This window comes from Microcoleus sp. T3_A4 (assembly GCF_036700465.1).
Taxonomy (GTDB): Bacteria; Cyanobacteriota; Cyanobacteriia; order Cyanobacteriales; family Microcoleaceae; genus Microcoleus.
In genome coordinates this window covers 73,711-92,235 of record NZ_JAUBOY010000019.1, presented here as the reverse complement: position 1 = coordinate 92,235, position 18,525 = coordinate 73,711, and the positions used below count along the sequence as shown (strand labels likewise).

Annotated in this window: 10 protein-coding genes; 9 read left to right on the top strand and 1 reads right to left on the bottom strand. The window is 45.6% G+C overall.

The window, feature by feature from the left end:
• The first annotated feature begins 130 nt into the window (after window positions 1-130).
• The 3 genes from QUA07_RS12720 to moeB all read left to right on the top strand — a co-directional run bounded on the left by QUA07_RS12720 (window position 131) and on the right by moeB (window position 2,477).
• Window positions 131-358 carry a ferredoxin family protein gene (locus QUA07_RS12720; RefSeq protein ID WP_333054336.1) on the top strand — a complete coding sequence of 76 codons (228 nt, stop codon included), beginning with the start codon at window positions 131-133 and terminating at the stop codon, window positions 356-358.
• 387 nt (window positions 359-745) lie between these two features.
• A complete protein-coding gene (locus QUA07_RS12715) occupies window positions 746-1,225 on the top strand; it encodes a M67 family metallopeptidase (RefSeq protein ID WP_333325596.1) in 480 nt (159 codons plus the stop codon).
• 79 nt (window positions 1,226-1,304) lie between these two features.
• Window positions 1,305-2,477, top strand: coding sequence for a molybdopterin-synthase adenylyltransferase MoeB (gene moeB / locus QUA07_RS12710; RefSeq protein WP_333325595.1), 1,173 nt, complete (start codon window positions 1,305-1,307; stop codon window positions 2,475-2,477).
• 211 nt (window positions 2,478-2,688) lie between these two features.
• On the opposite strand, the gene alaS is transcribed toward moeB, so the two are convergent.
• Entirely contained in the window at window positions 2,689-5,340 is a 2,652-nt protein-coding gene (gene alaS, locus QUA07_RS12705; protein WP_333325592.1) for an alanine--tRNA ligase, read from the bottom strand.
• 1,125 nt (window positions 5,341-6,465) lie between these two features.
• On the opposite strand from alaS, the gene QUA07_RS12700 reads away from it, so the two are divergent.
• The 6 genes from QUA07_RS12700 to QUA07_RS12675 all read left to right on the top strand — a co-directional run bounded on the left by QUA07_RS12700 (window position 6,466) and on the right by QUA07_RS12675 (window position 18,525).
• A complete protein-coding gene (locus tag QUA07_RS12700; protein WP_333325589.1) occupies window positions 6,466-7,074 on the top strand; it encodes a hypothetical protein in 609 nt (202 codons plus the stop codon).
• Between the two features lie 6 nt (window positions 7,075-7,080).
• Window positions 7,081-9,798, top strand: coding sequence for an OmpA family protein (locus QUA07_RS12695; RefSeq protein ID WP_333325587.1), 2,718 nt, complete (start codon window positions 7,081-7,083; stop codon window positions 9,796-9,798).
• Window positions 9,799-9,800: 2 nt separating this feature from the next.
• A complete protein-coding gene (locus QUA07_RS12690) occupies window positions 9,801-10,337 on the top strand; it encodes a Rab family GTPase (protein ID WP_333325584.1) in 537 nt (178 codons plus the stop codon).
• Entirely contained in the window at window positions 10,334-11,890 is a 1,557-nt protein-coding gene (locus QUA07_RS12685; protein ID WP_333325582.1) for a PAS domain-containing sensor histidine kinase, read from the top strand. The genes QUA07_RS12690 and QUA07_RS12685 overlap by 4 nt, the downstream gene beginning before the upstream one ends.
• A 57-nt stretch (window positions 11,891-11,947) precedes the next feature.
• Window positions 11,948-14,734 (top strand): adenylate/guanylate cyclase domain-containing protein, encoded by a 2,787-nt coding sequence (locus tag QUA07_RS12680; RefSeq protein ID WP_333325579.1) that lies wholly within the window; start codon window positions 11,948-11,950, stop codon window positions 14,732-14,734.
• An 83-nt stretch (window positions 14,735-14,817) separates the two neighbouring features.
• Window positions 14,818-18,525 (top strand): PAS domain S-box protein, encoded by a 3,708-nt coding sequence (locus QUA07_RS12675; protein ID WP_333325577.1) that lies wholly within the window; start codon window positions 14,818-14,820, stop codon window positions 18,523-18,525.

Genomic DNA, 18,525 nt, shown 5'->3' with positions numbered 1-18,525 from the left:
GGTAATTAGTAGTTGGTAATTGGTTAAAAATCACCCGATATGATATTATGTATCCTGCTGATTGAGAGAAGGTTTTGCCAATTGCTAATTGCTAATTCCCTATCTACCTAAAATCTTTTGAGAGAACACTATGGCACACACTATTGTTACGAATATTTGCGAGGGAATTGCTGATTGTGTCGGCGCTTGTCCGGTTGCTTGCATTCACCCCGGCCCCGGCAAAAATGTCAAGGGGACTGATTGGTTTTGGATTGATTTTGATACCTGTATTGACTGCGGTATTTGTTTGCAGGTGTGTCCTGTCGAAGGTGCGATCGTTCCAGATGAACGCCCTGAGTTGCAGCAAACTCCGACTTGATTGCATTAATTAACTTCATCCGTAAGGTGCGCTGCGGCGCACCCTAAATTTTTTTATGAACCGCAGAGGGCGCAGAGGACACAGAGAAGAAGAGTGAGAAATATTGGAAAAATCTAACGTTTAGATATCTAAGTCCAGGTAATTAATTATGTTACTTTTTTGAATTCTTTCTCTTCGCTTTTCTTGTCTTGCTACCCTACCCTTCGGGAACCCCTGCGGGGAACGGGAACGGCTTCGCCGAAAGTGTCCTAGCGCTTACGCGCGGCTTCGCCTAGCGCTTACGCGCGGCTTCGCCTAACGCGTCTTCGCGGTTCGTAAAAAAAGCCCGTGAAGCGTAGCTATCCCGCAGGGAATCGCACTTTACAAAAAAAACTACAATAAAATCCTATGCAGCCGATCGCACTTTCCGACTCTCATATTTTATCCATGCGTACCCACGCCGAAAGCGCTTATCCTGAAGAATGCTGCGGTTTGTTGCTCGGTCGAGTTACTGGCGGTGTTAAAACTTTGGTAGAAGTTTGGCCGACTGACAATGCTTGGAGTTCTGAGGCTGAAGAGAATTGGCCTGAACAAAAAGGATTGACAGAAAGACGCAGATATGCTATTAAGCCCGAAGATATGTTGCGGGCGATGAAACACGGGCGCGATCGCAGTCTGGATATTATCGGTATATATCATTCCCATACGGATTGTCCCGCAGTGCCCTCAGAGTGCGATCGGACATTGGCATGGGCCCAATACTCTTACATCATTGTGTCCGTCCGACAAGGCTGTTCAGAAGACCTCCGCAGTTGGAGTCTTGACGGAGAGGGGAACTTTCAAGCAGAGGAAATTCTCCCAGTGGAACCGACCGAGATTAAGAAATAATTAGTAAAAATAACAAACACGTAAAAATGCGAAAGATTCAGATAGGATATAATTCAAAATCTGCGCTACACACAATATCATGCTAAATCCTAATCTGGACGAGATCCAGCTCAACAAACAAGAATACGAACGCTACTCTCGCCACCTGATCCTGCCAGAAGTTGGATTGGATGGGCAGAAGCGTCTCAAAGCTGCCAGCGTGCTCTGCATCGGTACGGGAGGTCTCGGTTCGCCGCTGCTGCTGTATTTAGCAGCCGCCGGTGTTGGCCGCATTGGGATTGTGGACTTTGATGTTGTAGACCATTCTAATTTGCAGCGGCAAGTAATTCATGGCACTTCTTGGGTTGGGAAACCGAAGATTGAGTCGGCTAAAAATCGGATTTTAGAAATTAATCCTTTTTGCCAAGTTGATTTGTACGAAACTCGCGTTAGTTCGGAAAATGCGATCGACATTGCCACTCCTTACGATATCATTATCGACGGTACGGACAACTTCCCGACTCGCTATTTGATGAACGACGTTTGCGTGCTTTTAAACAAGCCCAACGTCTACGGTTCTATCTTCCGATTTGAAGGACAAGCAACAGTTTTCAACTACGAAGGCGGCCCGAATTATCGCGATTTGTACCCAGAGCCCCCGCCTCCTGGGATGGTTCCTTCTTGTGCAGAAGGCGGCGTTTTAGGCGTTTTGTGCGGAGTTGTCGGATCTATCCAAGCAACGGAAGCTATCAAAATTATCTTGGGTCAAGGCACTACTTTGAGCGGCAGATTGTTGCTTTACAATGCCTTAGATATGACTTTCCGGCAATTGAAACTGCGGCCTAATCCAGTGCGCCCGGTAATTGAAAAGTTAATCGATTACGAAGAATTCTGCGGCATTCCTCAATCAAAAGCGCAGGAAGCAAGTCAGCAAACGCAAATTCCTGAGATGACTGTCACGGAACTTAAGGAGTTAATCGACAGCGGTGCGAAGGATTTTGTATTGTTGGATGTTCGGAATCCCAATGAGTATCAAATTTGTCAAATTCCTGGGTCGGTTTTGGTTCCTTTGCCGGATATTGAACACGGCGCAGGTGTCGCTAAGGTCAAGGAATTGTTGAACGGCCATCGCTTGATTGCACACTGCAAAATGGGCGGGCGTTCTGCGAAGGCTTTGGGGATTTTGAAGGAAGCTGGAATTGAGGGGATTAATGTTAAGGGCGGGATTACTGCTTGGAGTGAAGAAGTAGACCCATCTGTACCTCAATATTAAGCTCAATCTTTTTCTGGGGCGGGTTTAGCTAATATCACGAGATACAAGCGAGTAGACTCTGGTCATTAGTGTCAACTTACGCTGAAAAACCTTTGTATCTTTCGTTCACAGCCGAGTCTAGAACCCTCTAAATTCCCCTTTTTTGAGGGGAATTTGACCTTTAGTAGTGAAGCAGGACACGGCAATGCCGTGTCCCTACAAAAAACGCAGATTACCCCAACCCTTCAACTAACAAATTCCGAGCACTTTCCAACGCTTCATGCAACTTACTTGCATCGCGTCCCCCAGCCTGCGCCAAATTAGGTCGCCCGCCGCCTTTTCCGCCGCAAATTTGAGCAATTCCCCCGATAAACTTGCCAGCTTGCAATCCTTTCTTATTGACTTCTGGACTAAAAGCAGCCACCAAACTTACCTTGTCCGGTTCAGGAATTGATGCCAAAACAACCGCAGCATTTCCTAACTTTTGCTGCAATCTTTCCGCCGCAGTTTTCAGCGCTTCTGTATCTACATCTCCCAATTGGGCGACAATGATTTTGAACTCCCCGATCGCCTCCGCCGCACTCAGCAACTGGTCGGATTTTGCGATCGCCAATTCCGACTTCACAGCAGCCAAATGTTTCTGAGTATCCTTCAACTCATTCTGCAAATTAGTAATCCGGTTCGGCAATTCTTCAGGCTTCGCCTTAAATCGATCGCCCAAATCGCGCACCACCTTATCCCGCACGTTCAAATAGTCCAAAACAGCTTGACCGGAAACCGCTTCAATCCTGCGAGTTCCCGCCGCTACTCCCGCTTCGGAAACAATCTTAAACAGCCCGATTTCTGCCGTATTGCTGACGTGAGTTCCGCCGCACAATTCCATCGAAACGCCGGGAAAATCGATAACCCGCACCACGTCGCCGTACTTCTCGCCAAACATGGCAGTCGCGCCTTTTTCTCTCGCAAGGGCGATCGGCATTTCTGCAACGACCGCAGCGTGCGCCTCAGCAATCCAACTATTAATTAAATCCTCAATTTTCTGCAACTCTTCTGCTGTGACAGCGCGCGGAGAATTGAAATCAAACCGCAATCTTTCTGACGATACCAGCGAACCAGCTTGCGAAATCGAATCATCCACAATTTTCCGCAAAGCTGATTGTAATAAGTGAGTTGCTGTGTGGTTAGCCTGAATTCGGCGGCGACCGCTATTGTCAATCTTCGCAGTAATACTATCGCCCACTCTCAGCGTTCCCCGTTCCACCAAGCCGAAATGCACGAAGAAATCCGATTCCTTCTTCACATCCTCAACTCTTACTAACAAACCATCACCATTATCTCCGCTTTTCAAATAACCTTTATCTCCAATTTGTCCGCCGGATTCAGCATAAAACGGCGTTTGGTTCAAAACAACTTGTACCTCAGTGCCGGCGGCTGCTTCTTCCACAGATTTGCCGTCAACTAAGATAACTTCCACCTCAGCTAAACTCGACAATTCAGCATAACCGACAAACTCAGTTCCCTGGATTGTTTCAGCCAACTTATCCAAAGAACCCTGCACGGTTAAATCGATTGTTTGGCGAGCATCTTTAGCGCGAGTTTGCTGTTCCTTCATCGCCGCTTCAAATCCGTCCAAATCCACAGAAATTCCCTGTTCCTCAGCAATTTCTTGAGTCAGTTCTAAAGGGAAACCGTAGGTATCGTAAAGAGTGAAAGCATCTTGACCGCTGATTTGTTGGTTTGCTTGCTGTTTTGTACGATCGACAATTTCCTCCAGCAGCTTCTCTCCGCGTTCCAAAGTCTTGAGAAACTGCGCTTCTTCCCTTGCCAATTCCGCCTTAATTTGAGCTTCCCGCTGCCGCACGTTCGGATAAGCAGCTTCCGAAAGGGCGATCGCACTTTCAGCCACCCGCACCGTAAATTCGCCCTGAATTCCAATCAGTCGCCCGTGGCGCACCACCCGGCGAATCAACCGGCGCAAAATGTAACCTCGACCAACATTCGACGCGCGAATTTCGTCCGCAATCATGTGCACCACAGCCCGAATATGGTCGCCAATTACTTTCAGCGAAACCTTGACTTTTTCATCGCTATTGTGGTAATCAATCCCGGCAAGTTCCGCCGCCGATTGAACGATCGGAAAAATCAAATCTGTTTCGTAATTATTGGGGACTTTCTGGAGGATTTGCGCCATCCGTTCCAGTCCCATGCCAGTATCAATATTTTGATTTTGCAGCGGTGTTAAATTGCCCTCTGCATCTTTATTGTACTGCATGAAAACCAGGTTGTAGAATTCAATAAACCTGGTATCATCTTCGAGGTCAATATTGTCGCCTCTCTCTGGGTGGAAATCATAGTAAATCTCTGAACACGGGCCGCAGGGGCCAGTCGGGCCGGATTGCCAGAAATTGTCATCTTCTCCCATGCGTTGAATGCGATCGCCCGGAATGCCAATTTCATCGCGCCAAATCGCAAAAGCTTCGTCATCTTCTCGGAAAACACTAACAACCAAATTAGACGCTGGTAAACCGAAAACTTCCGTGGAAAGTTCCCACGCCCAGGCGATCGCCTGTTTCTTGAAATAATCCCCGAAACTGAAATTACCCAACATTTCAAAAAACGTGTGGTGGCGGGCGGTGCGGCCGACGTTTTCGATGTCGTTGGTGCGGATGCACTTTTGAGAAGTGGTGGCGCGCGGTGATTCGGCGGCGCGCTGTCCGAGAAATATCGGCTTGAATTGTAGCATTCCGGCGATCGTCAGCAACACTGTCGGATCTTCGGGTACCAAAGAAGCACTCGGCAATATCTTATGTCCCCGCTGGGCGTAAAAGTCGAGGAATGTTTGGCGGATTTGGCTGCCACTGAGAAACTTAGGAGAAATAGACATGACAAGAAGTGTTAAGTATGTAAAGATGTAGCAACAATAGAATTTATAGGACTTTTGCACGGGTGTCCAGAAACCGGGTTTTTAAACCAAAATACTTGCTTAAAATCCTCAATCTCGGTGAAAAAACCCGGTTTCTTTGTTTGGAGTGCGTGAGTGCTAACTTACATCTATTTGGATATTCATATCATTATACTTAGTAATGTAAAGACCTATCAAGTTTTGCAAATTGTGCTTTACTCCTCGGAAAGCTCGTGCTAACTTAATAATAGACACCGGGACAGGAAGAGAAAGGAGGTCGCTATATTTAGAAAGAAAGTTCGAGGATATAGACATGGTGTCTCCGGTCTAGATTCCCAGGCGCAGCAGAAATTAACCGAACACAACTTGGAATAGTGGCGAACTGCCGATCGAGCAGTCAAGCCAAACCGCAGTCGAGTCAGACTTAGTTGTAGTTGCGGATTAACAGTAAAGCTGCACAAGTTGTACACCCTAGTAAGTAAAAGTTCTCCACCGGAAACACATCTCGTTTGTTAGAAAAAACAAAGTTCTCATATTATTGGGTCTGGTCGCTGTCGATCGGGCCCTATGAATTTTTATAGGGCGATCGCAGGAGAAGAGGCTTCGAGGGGGAGAAAGGGGCCGAGTTCGGCTGTATAAGTGCTTTCTGCTCAAAGGCAACATCCCTCGGAGTCGATCGGCGAGCGATCTGTGCAGCTTTTGAGTTATATATTATATATAATGCGACGTGGAGCAAGCCCGCCCGCTTTTGGCCGGGACTCAAGCGCTGTGGTAGGAGGCACTGTCAAGATGCGATATCATTGAGGATGTCAGTCAAGACATTAAAACCTACCCCGCTGTGCTCTATAGCAGCAAAATCTACGCTTCTATGAGCTTGCTGCAAGCCAAGGATAGCAAACCGCCATTTTTGGTGACAAGACCAGGCTCAAAAATTTGAATCTCAGGATATTTAGAGTCAAAACTCTAAAATATCCCATCCCCGACGCAGGGGTGAGAGTTCAAAAAATAAAAGCCCGCCCACTCAAAAAAGCTAGTGTCGCCAACAACTGTCGTAAATCACTAGCACACTTCTTAAACCCACAATCTGCGGAAATTATAGGTACAAGCATGGCCGAAATAACTAAAGAAGAAATGCGCGAACGGCTGGGAAATATCGACCAGATCCGGGATATAATTTTCGGAGCGCAGCTTAGAGAATACGACAATCGCTTCGATAAAATAGATTCCGACTTGTCGATGATGCAGCAAGATATGCAAACTCGCATTGAACAGGTGAAAACAGTTCTGTCCGCAGAAATGAAGGCGGCAGTTGATTCGTTAGAAAAGAAAGTTAAATCGCTCACCTCAAACACCCAAGAAGAAAGCGCAGACATCCGTCAGCAAGTCGATCGCATTAACCGCAAATTCTCCAGCAGCATGGAAGCCCTCGACGAGGCGATAGACAATCAAACCAGTTCGCTTCGTGACGAACTCTCCCAAACCAGAGAGCGACTATCTGAAGAAACCCGCACTTTGAAAACACAGGTTTTTGAAGAGCTCGATCGGCGCTTTTCCATGCTCAGAGATGTTAAAGTTTCTAGAGACGACATGGCAGAAATTCTCTTTGAACTCGGCATGAGGCTCAAAGGAACAGAATTTGTACCCGAACTTAAAGGCGTTGCGGATAATAAGTTAAATACCGAATTTCTGTTGCCGGAGCGCCACCATAACGGATAATAACGCATGGCTTTACCGAAAGAAAATCCGGCTGACGAAAATGAGTTAGAGGGTTTTGTTTCTCAACCTGACGAGTCTGCTGCCGATGCAGCAACCCAGCTAGAACCCTTGTTGAATCTGTTAGTCGATCTCAAAATTATTGCTGGTTCCAACCAGCAAAATGCAGAGTCCGAAGATGACAGCAGTGGCGAAAATAATCAAGCTGGGGCCCTCGGCGGGTTGATGGATTTGTTGGGTATTTCTGAGCAAGCACCAGAGGAAGTTGCAGCGAGTGTACCCGAAACTGGCGATCGCAAACCGGAGTCGGGCGATTCCCTGGCTGTTGCAGACAAGCTCAAAAGCTTGCTTTTCGCTACTCACAAAATCAACACTTCAGAACTGGAAAAAGACTATTCCTCAGCTAAAACTATAGATGTTTCCGCGATCGCCCAGCCGGATTTGGAGGAGGAATCAAAGCCTGTCGCAGAATTGTCTAACTTGACAATCAAAGATTCTCTACAGGAAGTACAGGCTCAAAAATCCCACAAGTTCGATCGGCATTTACAGGATGTTTCCCCTCCCGAAATCGAATCAACATCCTCGGAAATTCCCGATAACCCCATAGTTTCCCCAGTCTCAGAGCCACCAGAAACTGGATATTTAGATCCGGTGGTTGCTTCGCTTCAATCGATGCCAAACTTGGTAGAACAGCCCACACCGATATCGCAGCCAGGAGAAATATTAGGCCAAATTAAACAGGACTTAAATGAAGCCGATAGCGCGATGGAAAGGCTGCAAAATCTGATGTTCGGCTCGCAAATGTCGGATATCGAGCAAGTGAAAAGTTTGCTGGCAGAAAACGATTTGCCGGGGGTGCGCCACCTGATGGCAACAATCGACGATAAATTAGAAAAATTGGAGCACCAAATCTACGAGCCCCAAGAGTTGATTGAGTTGATGCTGCCTTGGATCGCAGAAATTCTCAGTCGCAAAATTGCCGATTCCAGAGAAGAAGTTGTCAACGCCATCGTCCCAATTATTGACGAAGTGATTAGGGCAAAAACTCACGAAAACAAGTCGGCAATGAGTTCGGCAATAGCTGAGCTGCTTCCCGACGCACTTGCTCAACAAATAGTGAATTCGCCAGCGGATATTGCTAAGGCGATCGCCCCCGAAATTGGTCTGGCAATTAAAGAGCAAATTCGCCTCGACCAAGAGTCGATCGCCCAAGCCCTCGCCCCGGAAATGGGCAAAGCGATTACAGCCCAAATAAAACTCGAACGCGACTCTATGGTGGATGCGCTCTATCCCGTAATTGGCAGTACAATTTCCCGATACATGGCAGAAGCTATCAAGACAATCAATGAAAAAGTGTCAAATGCCATCAGCGTCGAAGGATTTCAGCGAAAAATTCGCTCCAAAGTACAAGGAGTCTCCGAAGCCGAATTAATCCTCAAAGAATCAGTATCCTTCACCGTCCAAGCAGCCTTCTTAATTCACAAAGCATCAGGCTTGATAATTTCCGAAGTTCAAAACTCAGAAAGCTACCAGTTAGAATCAGAAATGGTAGCAGGAATGCTCACAGCTATTCGCAGCTTTGTTAACGAATGTATCGTGCAGCCGGGAGAATCTTCCGAACTAAATCAAATTGAATACGGCGACTCAAAAATTCTGCTAGAAGTAGCGGGATACTGCTACATGGCAGTCATGATTAAAGGAGAACCGCCAAACTTGTTCATCCAAAAAATACGACAAACAGTTAGTAATCTCATCCTTAATTACGGTAAATTAATTCACGAGTTTAACGGAGACCCCGATACTATACCGGAGTCGCTGCACCCGTGTATAAAAACTTTATTTGAACCGCTGCCCAGGGAAAAATCAACAAAACCTCCGATCGCCCTTGCGGCGATCAGTTTAGCCGCCCTGAGCTTAATCTTAGTACCTTGGGGAATTTATCAGTACCGCAGCAGCGTTGAGCGCCGCCTCGAAGCAAATGCCGTCGCAGCTTTAGCCTCCACTCCCGAATTAGCAGTTTACCGCTTAGATGTTTCAGTAGATGGCAAAACTTTAAAGCTAAGCGGTAAGTTGCCAAATCAAGAATTGCGGTCACAAGCCGAAAAAATAGCCGCATCAACTGCACCGAAATTGCAATTAGATAATAGAATTGTAGCTGTAGATGTCCCCCCAGATCCAGTTTTGACGGCGGCTGAGGTGCAGCGGATTACCGCCGTTTTGAACCAGAGGGAGGGCGTTTCTATTTCTACGCGGTATGGCGATCGTAAAGTGACTGTAGAAGGTACAGTTAGAGACGGTGCAGAGGCACAGAAAATAGCTCAGTCGATGAAGCAAATTCCCGGCGTTCAATCGGTGATTAGCACAGTTAAATTAGAGCCGCTGAAAATTACCACCCGCATCTACTTCCAGCAAGGAATGGCAACATTAGACTCAACATACGGAGAAATGATCGCCAGTGTCAAAAATTTCATGGATCAATATCCTCAAAAACAGATTAAGATAATTGGGCACAGCGATCGAAGCGGAGAACTTGCTACAAATCAACATTTGTCGCTGAAGCGTGCCGCAGCAGTGCGAGATGCTTTAGTGCAGCAAGGTGCTGACCCAAAGCGCCTCCAAACGGTTGGCATCCCCCATCCTCCTGGCGACGTGGAACCCAATCAACCACGACTTTTAAGCAGATGCGTGGTATTTGAACCAATAACTAAGACCATAAAAAGTAAATAATTATGTCAGTTGCTATATCTAAAAAAATGTGTATGATCGGCGATTTTGGCGTGGGTAAAACTAGCCTAATCCGCCGTTTTGTAGATCGGCAATTCAGCGACCAATACCTCTCCACTGTGGGAGTAAAAATTTCCAGCAAAATCGTAGAGTTAGAAGGGGTCAAACAGCGGGAAAACGTGACTGCAAAGTTGCTGATTTGGGACTTAGAAGGACATACAAAATTCAAAGGAATAGCACCGACTTACTTGCAGGGAGCTAGCGGCGTTTTAATAGTTGCCGATGTCAGCCGCTCCGAAACAGTTGAGCGAATCTCCGAACACATTCAGCTTTATTCTTCAGTCAATCCTAAAGGGTCAATTATCGTCGCTTTGAACAAAGTAGACTTGATTGACGAGGAAAAATTGGCGCTGCTAGTGGAAATGTCCCATTCGATAGGTCAAGACAAAGTAATAGGAGTTTACACGACATCTGCTAAAACAGGCAAAGACGTTGACGAAATTTTCTACAAACTAGCTTACACAATGGTAGAACAAGTATGAATCCACTGTTAAGAAAGCTGTTAGGCCCGCGACAAACACAGTATTTTCTAGTAAATCACCATTTCATCATTCAGGAAACCTCCGCCGAAGTGCAGCATTATGCCGATATTCCGGGCGACGCTATACCCGGTGCAGATGCTCGCCTGAGTTTTCCCGAACTGATTGGCATTGAAAATATCCTCATGTCTATCATTATGGGACGGCTGCCGGGTTTTGAAGTCAAAGGTATCGCTCGGTTTGCCGACCAGAACCGCCCTTTATACTTTGATATGTTGGCTATCAAATATGAAGAGGAACAAGAAGAGGTGCCAAGTAAATTGCTAATTTTGATTGAAGATACCACCGAAAAGATGGTAATGAAGCAATCGTTGATTCAGAGGGCGAATGAAGCTAATCTTTTGGTTAGTGCCTTAGCCGCTTCTAAAGATTATATAGATAAAGTTATTCGTTCGATGGGCGATGCTTTGTTGGTGACAACAACATTAGGAACTATCAAAACAGTCAATCAATCGGCACAATGGTTATTTGGGTACAGCGAAGCAGAATTGATCGGCAACCCACTGTCTTTAATAGTAGTCGAAGAAAAATTAATTTACCAAGCTCGCCACCGCTATATTTTGTCTCAGAAAGAGCTGCGTAGAGAACTAGAAATAGTCTGCACTACTAAAGCAGGAGAAGAAATTTGGGTAGAATTTTCCTGTGCGGCAATTCAGACAGAATTACAGGAACTTTACGATTTCATCTATGTCGGCAGGGACATCACAGAACGCAAACAACAAGAAAGAGAAATTCGCGGCTCTTTGGCAAAAGAGCAAGAACTCAGACAGGTAAAATCTCGTTTTTTCTCGATGATTGCTCACGAATTCGCCAATCCTTTAAGTACAGTATTATTTGCGACTAAAATCCTCCAAGACTACGGCGACGAAATCACCCACGCGGAAAAACAACAATACCTGCAACACGTTAAATCAGCATCTCAACAAATGGCTCAGCTATTAGATGACGTGCGGTTACTCAGCAGCGCCGAAGCCGGAAAACTCGAATTCTATCCCGCACCAGTCAACTTAAAAAATTTTTGCAGCGAGTTAGTAGAATCAATTAAAATTAGTTATGGAAAAAATCATACAATTAACTTTATTTATCAAGAATTAGTTACGCCCGCGCAAAAAAATGATACTGACTCGCAGGAAACGGAACAGTTGCCCGTACTAGATGCAAAATTGCTGCGGCACATTTTGACAAATTTGCTGTCAAATGCTGTCAAATATTCGCCCCTCGACAGCCATATTTATTTTGAATTAAATTGTCAGAATAATGAAGAAGCTATATTTAAAATTAAAGACGCCGGCATTGGCATTCCTCTAGAAGACCAAGAACAACTATTTGAATCTTATTATCGAGCCAAAAATGTCGGAAAAATACCCGGTACAGGACTGGGTTTATCCATAGTCAAGCAGTGTGTAGATTTGCACGGAGCTCAAATCGAATTTTCCAGCGAGATAGGGGTAGGCACTACCTTTATAGTCAGCATTCCATTTAAGAAACAGAGATAAATAGATTGATTTTAGATAATTCGATCCAAAGGGCGCATTCACTACTAAGAATCTCACATGAAAACCCTGTTAAAAAAACTGTTAGTTCCCCACCACTTGGAGTACCTAGCACTGGATAAAGATTTTTTAATCCAAGAAATCTCTCTGCAAGTGCAGCGGTTTGCCGACTGTCCCGAAGAAGTAGTCGCCGGCAAGGATGTCCGCATTCCCTTTCCAGAATTGGTGGGAACTGAAGAAATTTTAATCGATATTTTTGAAAAACGTTTGCCAAATTTTGAATTAAAAGCGATGACGCGACTATTAGAAAATGGTTCGCGGCTTTATTTTGATATGTATATCGTGGAGTTCACCAATGACGAGAATTATCAGAGATTAATTATATTTTTTCAAGACGTAAGCGACAGGATGGCTTTAGAACAAACTCTCGTCCAAGCTACCAATGAAATGGATATTTTATTGAGTACCTTAGCGGCTACTAATAATTATGTTGAAAAAATTATTAGTTCAATGGCCGAAGTTTTGTTGGTAACAACAGCATCGGGAAAGATTAAAAAAGTCAATCAAGCTGCTCAAGATTTGTTCGGTTACAGCGAATCAGAATTAGTAGGCCAGCAAATAGACGCTCTTGCTGCTTTTGGCTCCTCTTTGCAAGCAGTTAGCCAAGATGAGCCTCAACAATCGCAAACTCACGCGGAAGTAATTTGCACGGCAAAAACCGGAGAAAAGCTAACAGTTTCGTTTTCCTGTACGGCGATTTCGACTGACATTAAAGGTATTTCTGGCTCTGGGCCCGCCCTTCAAGATTTCGTTTACATCGGCCGCGATGTCACAGATAGACAGCGCGCCCGCAAGCGACAAATAACTCAGTACGTCGCCACTCGCATCCTGTCGGCATCCGAAACAATCAAAAAAGCTATAGCAGCAATTCTCCCCGTAATTTGCGACAGTTTGGGATGGGATACCGCCGAACTTTGGATGCCAGAAGCTGGGGAAAAACTGCTGTCAGAAACTAAGAGAATAACTGCAGTGTCCGACCCCAATTTGCTTCGCTGTGTCGCCAGTTGGACAAAACGCTCACTTTCTATCCCTAAATTTGTCGAATTTACCGAACAAATGACTTGTGCGTTTGGCGAAGGATTGCCCGGTTTCGTTTGGGCCAGCGGTTCCTCTCAGTGGATTGCAGATGTCACAAAAAGCGACAGTTGTCTGCGTCGAGAAATTGCTGCTGAAGAAGGACTGCACGGAGCTTTTGGTTTCCCAATTTTGGGCGGCTACGAGCCGGAAAAATCTGCAAAGTCTGTTTTGGGGGTGATAATTTTCTTCAGTCGCGAAGTGCAGTATTTTGATGAAGAATTGCTCCAGACAATGGCAACAATCGGTAGCCAAATCGGTCAATTTATCCAGCGTAAGCAAGCGGAAATAGCTTTGCGGGAAAGCGAAGAACAACTGCGAGACTTATTTGAAAATGCTACTGATTTAATTCAAAGTATAGGAGCGGACGGTCATTTTTTGTATGTGAATCGGGCTTGGCGGGAAACTCTGGGCTACAGCGAAGCAGAAATTGCTCAAATGACTGTTTTTGATATTATTCATCCGAACAGTTTCCCCGAAAGTTTGGATATATTATATCAAGCTATCACTCAAAAAACAGTCAATGAAAATACATTATATCCAGACTCTATTGAACTAATATTTGTTACTAAACATTATGAAAAAATTTTGCTAGAAGGTAGCATAAGCTGTAAATTTGCGGCAGGTTCGCTAGTAGCAATTCGCGCTATTTTGCGAGACATTACTGCTCGAAAAATGGCCGAAGACGCCCTAGCAAAATCTGTGTCCCTGCTGCTAGCAACTTTTGATTCTACTGCGGACGGTATTTTAGCGATTGACAGGAGCGGAAAAATTGTCACTTTCAATCGACAATTTGTGGAAATGTGGGGCATACCCGATGAAGTGATGGCACTGCGAGACGACGCCACAACGATCGCCTTTGTCCTGAACCAACTCAAAGACCCCCAAGCATTCCAAGAGAGAATAGAATCGCTTTACGATCAGCCAGAAGCCGAAAGTTACGACTTGTTGGAATTTCAAGACGGCAGGTTTTTTGAACGCTATTCGCAACCGCAGCGGCTGGGAGATACAATTATCGGCAGAGTCTGGAGTTACCACGACATTACGGAACGCAAGCAAGCAGAAGATGCTCTGCGGGAAGAACAAGAAAAATCAGAAAAGCTGCTGTTAAATATCTTGCCCAAGGCAATAGCAGAACGCCTCAAGCAAAACGAAACTACTATTGCCGAATACTTTCCTGAAGTGACTGTTTTGTTCGCAGATATTGTGGGGTTTACTACTTTGTCTGCCGTCATGAATCCGATCGACCTTGTGGAGATCCTAAATAAGATTTTCTCAGTATTCGACCTTTTGTGTGAACAACATGGGTTAGAGAAAATTAAGACCATCGGCGACGCATACATGGCAGTAGGAGGACTGCCTGAACCCAGGGCAGATCACGCAGACGCGATCGCCCAAATGGCCCTAGATATGCAAGCAGAAATAGCCAGATTTAATGCTAGCCATAATAAATATTTTAGCATCCGCATCGGGATTCATAGCGGCCCGGTTGTTGCCGGAGTAATTGGCATCAAGAAGTTTATTTACGATTTGTGGGGTGATACGGTAAATATTGCTTCCCGCATGGAATCTCAGGGTTTGCCTTGGCGGATTCAAGTCAGCGAAACTACTTATAAGTTATTGGAACACAAATATTTGTTTCAGGAGCGAGGAATGATTGAAGTTAAAGGCAAAGGGAGAATGAAAACTTATATTCTCCTTGGCATAAAATAAGGCAGCTCATCAGTCATCAGTCATCTGGCTGATGACGAAAAGTGTTGCTAAAGTTAATTAGCAATACTTTTTGACCAAGACTAATGGAACTTGCTAATTTGTCGGCCAATTTACGATCGCCCGACGAAGCTGTCGATCGCCACCCTGTGACGGTTGATCCCTCAACTTCGCTCCCAGAGGCGATCGCCCTGATGCGTCGGGCGATCGACCCTTGCCCACTGCCTAATGCCCCTGCACTTCCCGACTCAAACGAAACTTTAAAAGCATCGATTAGTTGCGTCTTAGTTGTCGATGAAAATCAGCTAGTCGGACTGCTAAGCCCGGAAGATTTGCTGAACTTAGCCGCGGTCGAATACGGATGGCAAGGCATGAAAGTTGCCGAGGCAATGACGCGGAATTTAATTGTCTTACAAGAATCAGAATTTACAGATATTACTACCGCATTCAAGCTATTTTGTCAATACTCGATCGATTGCTTGCCAATTGTAGATGAACGGGGTCAGCCAGTAGGTATAGTCAGCGAAAAAAGGATTCGCCCAGCAATGTATAGCTGGATCGAGGCACTGCATCAACAAGTGGCAAAACTCCAGGAACAATGCGAACTGTTAGAGGGCAATTGTGAACTAGAAAAAGCCAGCGATCGCCAAAATGCCGAAAATGCCATGCGGCAGAGCGAGGCGCGCTACCTGGCGATTGTGGAAGACCAAACCGAACTGATTTGCCGCTACCTCCCCAACGGTAAAATAACTTTTGTCAATCAAGCTTACTGCCGTTATTTCGGCCTGCAGCAGTTCGACTTACTCGGCAAATGCTTCATGTCGCTACTGCCAGAAGCAGACCGAGAAATTTTTCAACAGCAATATACTTCTGTGTCTCCCGAAAACCCTATTTTTACCTGCGAACATCGAGTAATTTTGCCGAGCGGGGAAATTCGCTGGCAGCAGTGGATCGATCGGGCTATATTCAACGAGAGCGGACAAATCGTCGAGTATCAAGCAGCAGGCCGGGATGTCACGGATCGCAAACAAGCAGAAATCGCTTTGCAGCAGCTCAATGCAGAGTTAGAACGGAGAGTGCAGCAGCGGACACAATGGTACGAAATGGCAGTATCGGCAGGCAAAGTGGGGGTTTGGGACTGGAATTTGGAAACCGACGAAATCTATATTGCTCCGTCTTTGAAAGCTTTGTTGGGCTATCAGGACGCAGAGATTCCTAACCGCATGGAAAATTGGGCGTCTCACGTTCATCCCGACGATCAAGTTGCCGTCGAGGAAGCAGTAAATGCTTATCTAGAGGGTGTGACAGAAATTTATGAAGTAGAACACCGGATGGTGCGTAAAGACGGCAGCACCTGCTGGATACTTGCCCGCGGCAGCGCGATCCGATCGGCTTCTGGCAAGGCATTACGCCTGACTGGCACTGACACCGACATTACCGATCGCAAATTGACCGAAGAAAAACTTCAAAACTCCGAAGCCGAACTGCTGGCGCTGTTTAACGCCATGACGGATATCGTGCTGGTTTTCGACGCAAGCGGTCGCTACCTCAAAATCGCCCCCACGGCTCCCGAACTGCTGTACAAACCTGCTCCGGAAGTGCTGGGCAAAACCCTCGCCGAAATCTTCCCAGAAGCGGAAGCTAATTTTGCCCTGGCCCACATTCGCCAAACATTGGCATCTGGGGAAACCCACAGAGTTGAATACAGGATGGAAATTGGCTGCAAATTATTTTGGTTTGATGCCAGTATTTCGCCACTGGATTGTGATCGGGTGATGTGGGTAGCCCGAGACATTACCGCTCGCAAACACGCAGAAGCTGCATTGCAAAAGAGTGAGGAAAAGTTTCGCAACTTATTTGACGATGCTCCGATCGCGCTTGGTTTGGCAAGCGTGCGCGACTACCGCACGATCAAAGTGAATGAAGCTCACCGCCAGATGTTGGGCTACAGCGATTCGGAGTTGGCTAGCATGACTTTTAGTGAACTCACGCATCCAGAAGATCTACACGCAGATGTAGAGGAAGTCAAGCAGTTGATCTGTGGCAAGATTTCTCGCTTCCAAAGGGAAAAACGCTTGATTAAGAAGAATGGCGAGCTGATGTGGGCAAACTTGACGGTGACGTTGATCCGCGATCGCGAGGGCATTCCTCTCTACAGTATGGGGGCGATCGAAGATATCAGTTATCGTAAGCGAGCAGAAATGGAATTTCAGCAGTTAAAAGAACGCCTGCAATTTTTGCTGGGTTCTAATCCGGCGGTAATTTTTACCGCCGCACCGACGGGGGACTTTTGTACTACTTACATCAGCGACAACGTTCAGACAATCGTTGGCTACGATCCCCAAGAATTGTTAGCAGATTGTAAATTTTGGTCGAGCCGGATTCACCCTGAAGATCGACCACAATTTCTCGTGAATTTTTTGGATTTATCCGAGGAAAAAAATTGCATTTGCGAGTATCGTTTTCTACACCAAGACGGAAGTTACCGCTGGCTAAGGACGGAACTAAAATTATTGGTTGACAGCATGGGCATTCCGATCGAAATTATTGGTTATGCCGCTGATATTAGCAATTCTAAATACGCCGAACTCGCTAGGGGGCAGCAGTTCGAGCAAGAACGGCTTGTGGAGGCGATCGCCCGTCGTGTCCGCCAGTCTTTGCAATTAGAGGAAATTCTCAACACCACGGTTGCCGAACTCCAGCAAGTATTATTAGCAGATCGAGTTTTGGTTTATCAACTTTTACCCAAAAGCGGCGGGCGAGTCATTGCTGAAGCCGTGGCAGAAGGATGCAGCCAACTCGTAGATAGATGTTTTGGCGAAGAGGTTTTTCCCCCTGACAGTTATCAGCTTTATTTGCAAGGGCGAATTTCTGCAATTTCCGAACTAGATTCTCCCAGCATTACACCTTGTGTGATGGAGTTTATGAAACAAATTCAAGTTAAGGCAAAGTTAGTAGTGCCGATTATTCAGCACAGCAAACTTTGGGGATTGCTGATTGCCCACCAATGCGATCGGCCTCGTGATTGGAAAGAATGGGAAATCAATTTATTTCAGCAGTTGGTGAATCAATTGGCGATCGCCATTCAGCAATCTTTACTTTACCAGCAACTGCAAGCTGAACTGAACGACCGCAAACAAGCGGAAGCAAATTTAAAAAACTCCCTCAGAGAAAAAGAAATTTTGCTCAAAGAAATTCACCACCGCGTCAAAAACAACCTCTGCGTGGTGGCTAGTCTGTTAGAATTGCAATCGAACACAGTTGCCGACCCGCAAGTAAGCAAAATGTTTGAAGAAAGTCAGAATCGCCTTTATTCTATGGCTCTGATTCACGAAAAACTGTACCGTTCGACTAATTTAGCGCAAATTAATTTTGGTGAATATCTCGAAGATTTGGTAAGTAATTTGTTTCACTCTTACAATATTAGCAACAACCAAATTCAGTTGCAGGTATTAGCTGAGCCAATTTCCCTAAATCTTGAAACCGCTACTCCCTGCGGTTTAATTGCCAATGAATTGGTTTCAAATACGCTGAAACACGCTTTTCCTGATGGCACAACTGGTACAGTTAGTGTAGAATGTTATCAAACGGGCGATCGAGAAATCAACCTCTTAGTTAAGGACAACGGCATTGGCTTTCCTCAAAACTTAGATTTTCGGAAAACTCACTCGATGGGGTTTCAAGTTGTCTGCACTTTAACCGAGCAGTTAGAAGGAACCATCGAAATATCCAGAGAATTTGGTACATCCTTTCACTTAAAATTTAACGAGTTAAACTACTTTCAAAGATTGTAA

Excerpts from the sequence above, each read along its gene's own strand:
- QUA07_RS12720 (WP_333054336.1), top strand. The coding sequence starts at position 131 with ATGGCACACACTATTGTTACGAATATTTGCGAGGGAATTGCTGATTGT.
- QUA07_RS12715 (WP_333325596.1), top strand. The coding sequence starts at position 746 with ATGCAGCCGATCGCACTTTCCGACTCTCATATTTTATCCATGCGTACC.
- moeB (WP_333325595.1), top strand. The coding sequence starts at position 1,305 with ATGCTAAATCCTAATCTGGACGAGATCCAGCTCAACAAACAAGAATAC.
- alaS (WP_333325592.1), bottom strand. The coding sequence starts at position 5,340 with ATGTCTATTTCTCCTAAGTTTCTCAGTGGCAGCCAAATCCGCCAAACA.
- QUA07_RS12700 (WP_333325589.1), top strand. The coding sequence starts at position 6,466 with ATGGCCGAAATAACTAAAGAAGAAATGCGCGAACGGCTGGGAAATATC.
- QUA07_RS12695 (WP_333325587.1), top strand. The coding sequence starts at position 7,081 with ATGGCTTTACCGAAAGAAAATCCGGCTGACGAAAATGAGTTAGAGGGT.
- QUA07_RS12690 (WP_333325584.1), top strand. The coding sequence starts at position 9,801 with ATGTCAGTTGCTATATCTAAAAAAATGTGTATGATCGGCGATTTTGGC.
- QUA07_RS12685 (WP_333325582.1), top strand. The coding sequence starts at position 10,334 with ATGAATCCACTGTTAAGAAAGCTGTTAGGCCCGCGACAAACACAGTAT.
- QUA07_RS12680 (WP_333325579.1), top strand. The coding sequence starts at position 11,948 with ATGAAAACCCTGTTAAAAAAACTGTTAGTTCCCCACCACTTGGAGTAC.
- QUA07_RS12675 (WP_333325577.1), top strand. The coding sequence starts at position 14,818 with ATGGAACTTGCTAATTTGTCGGCCAATTTACGATCGCCCGACGAAGCT.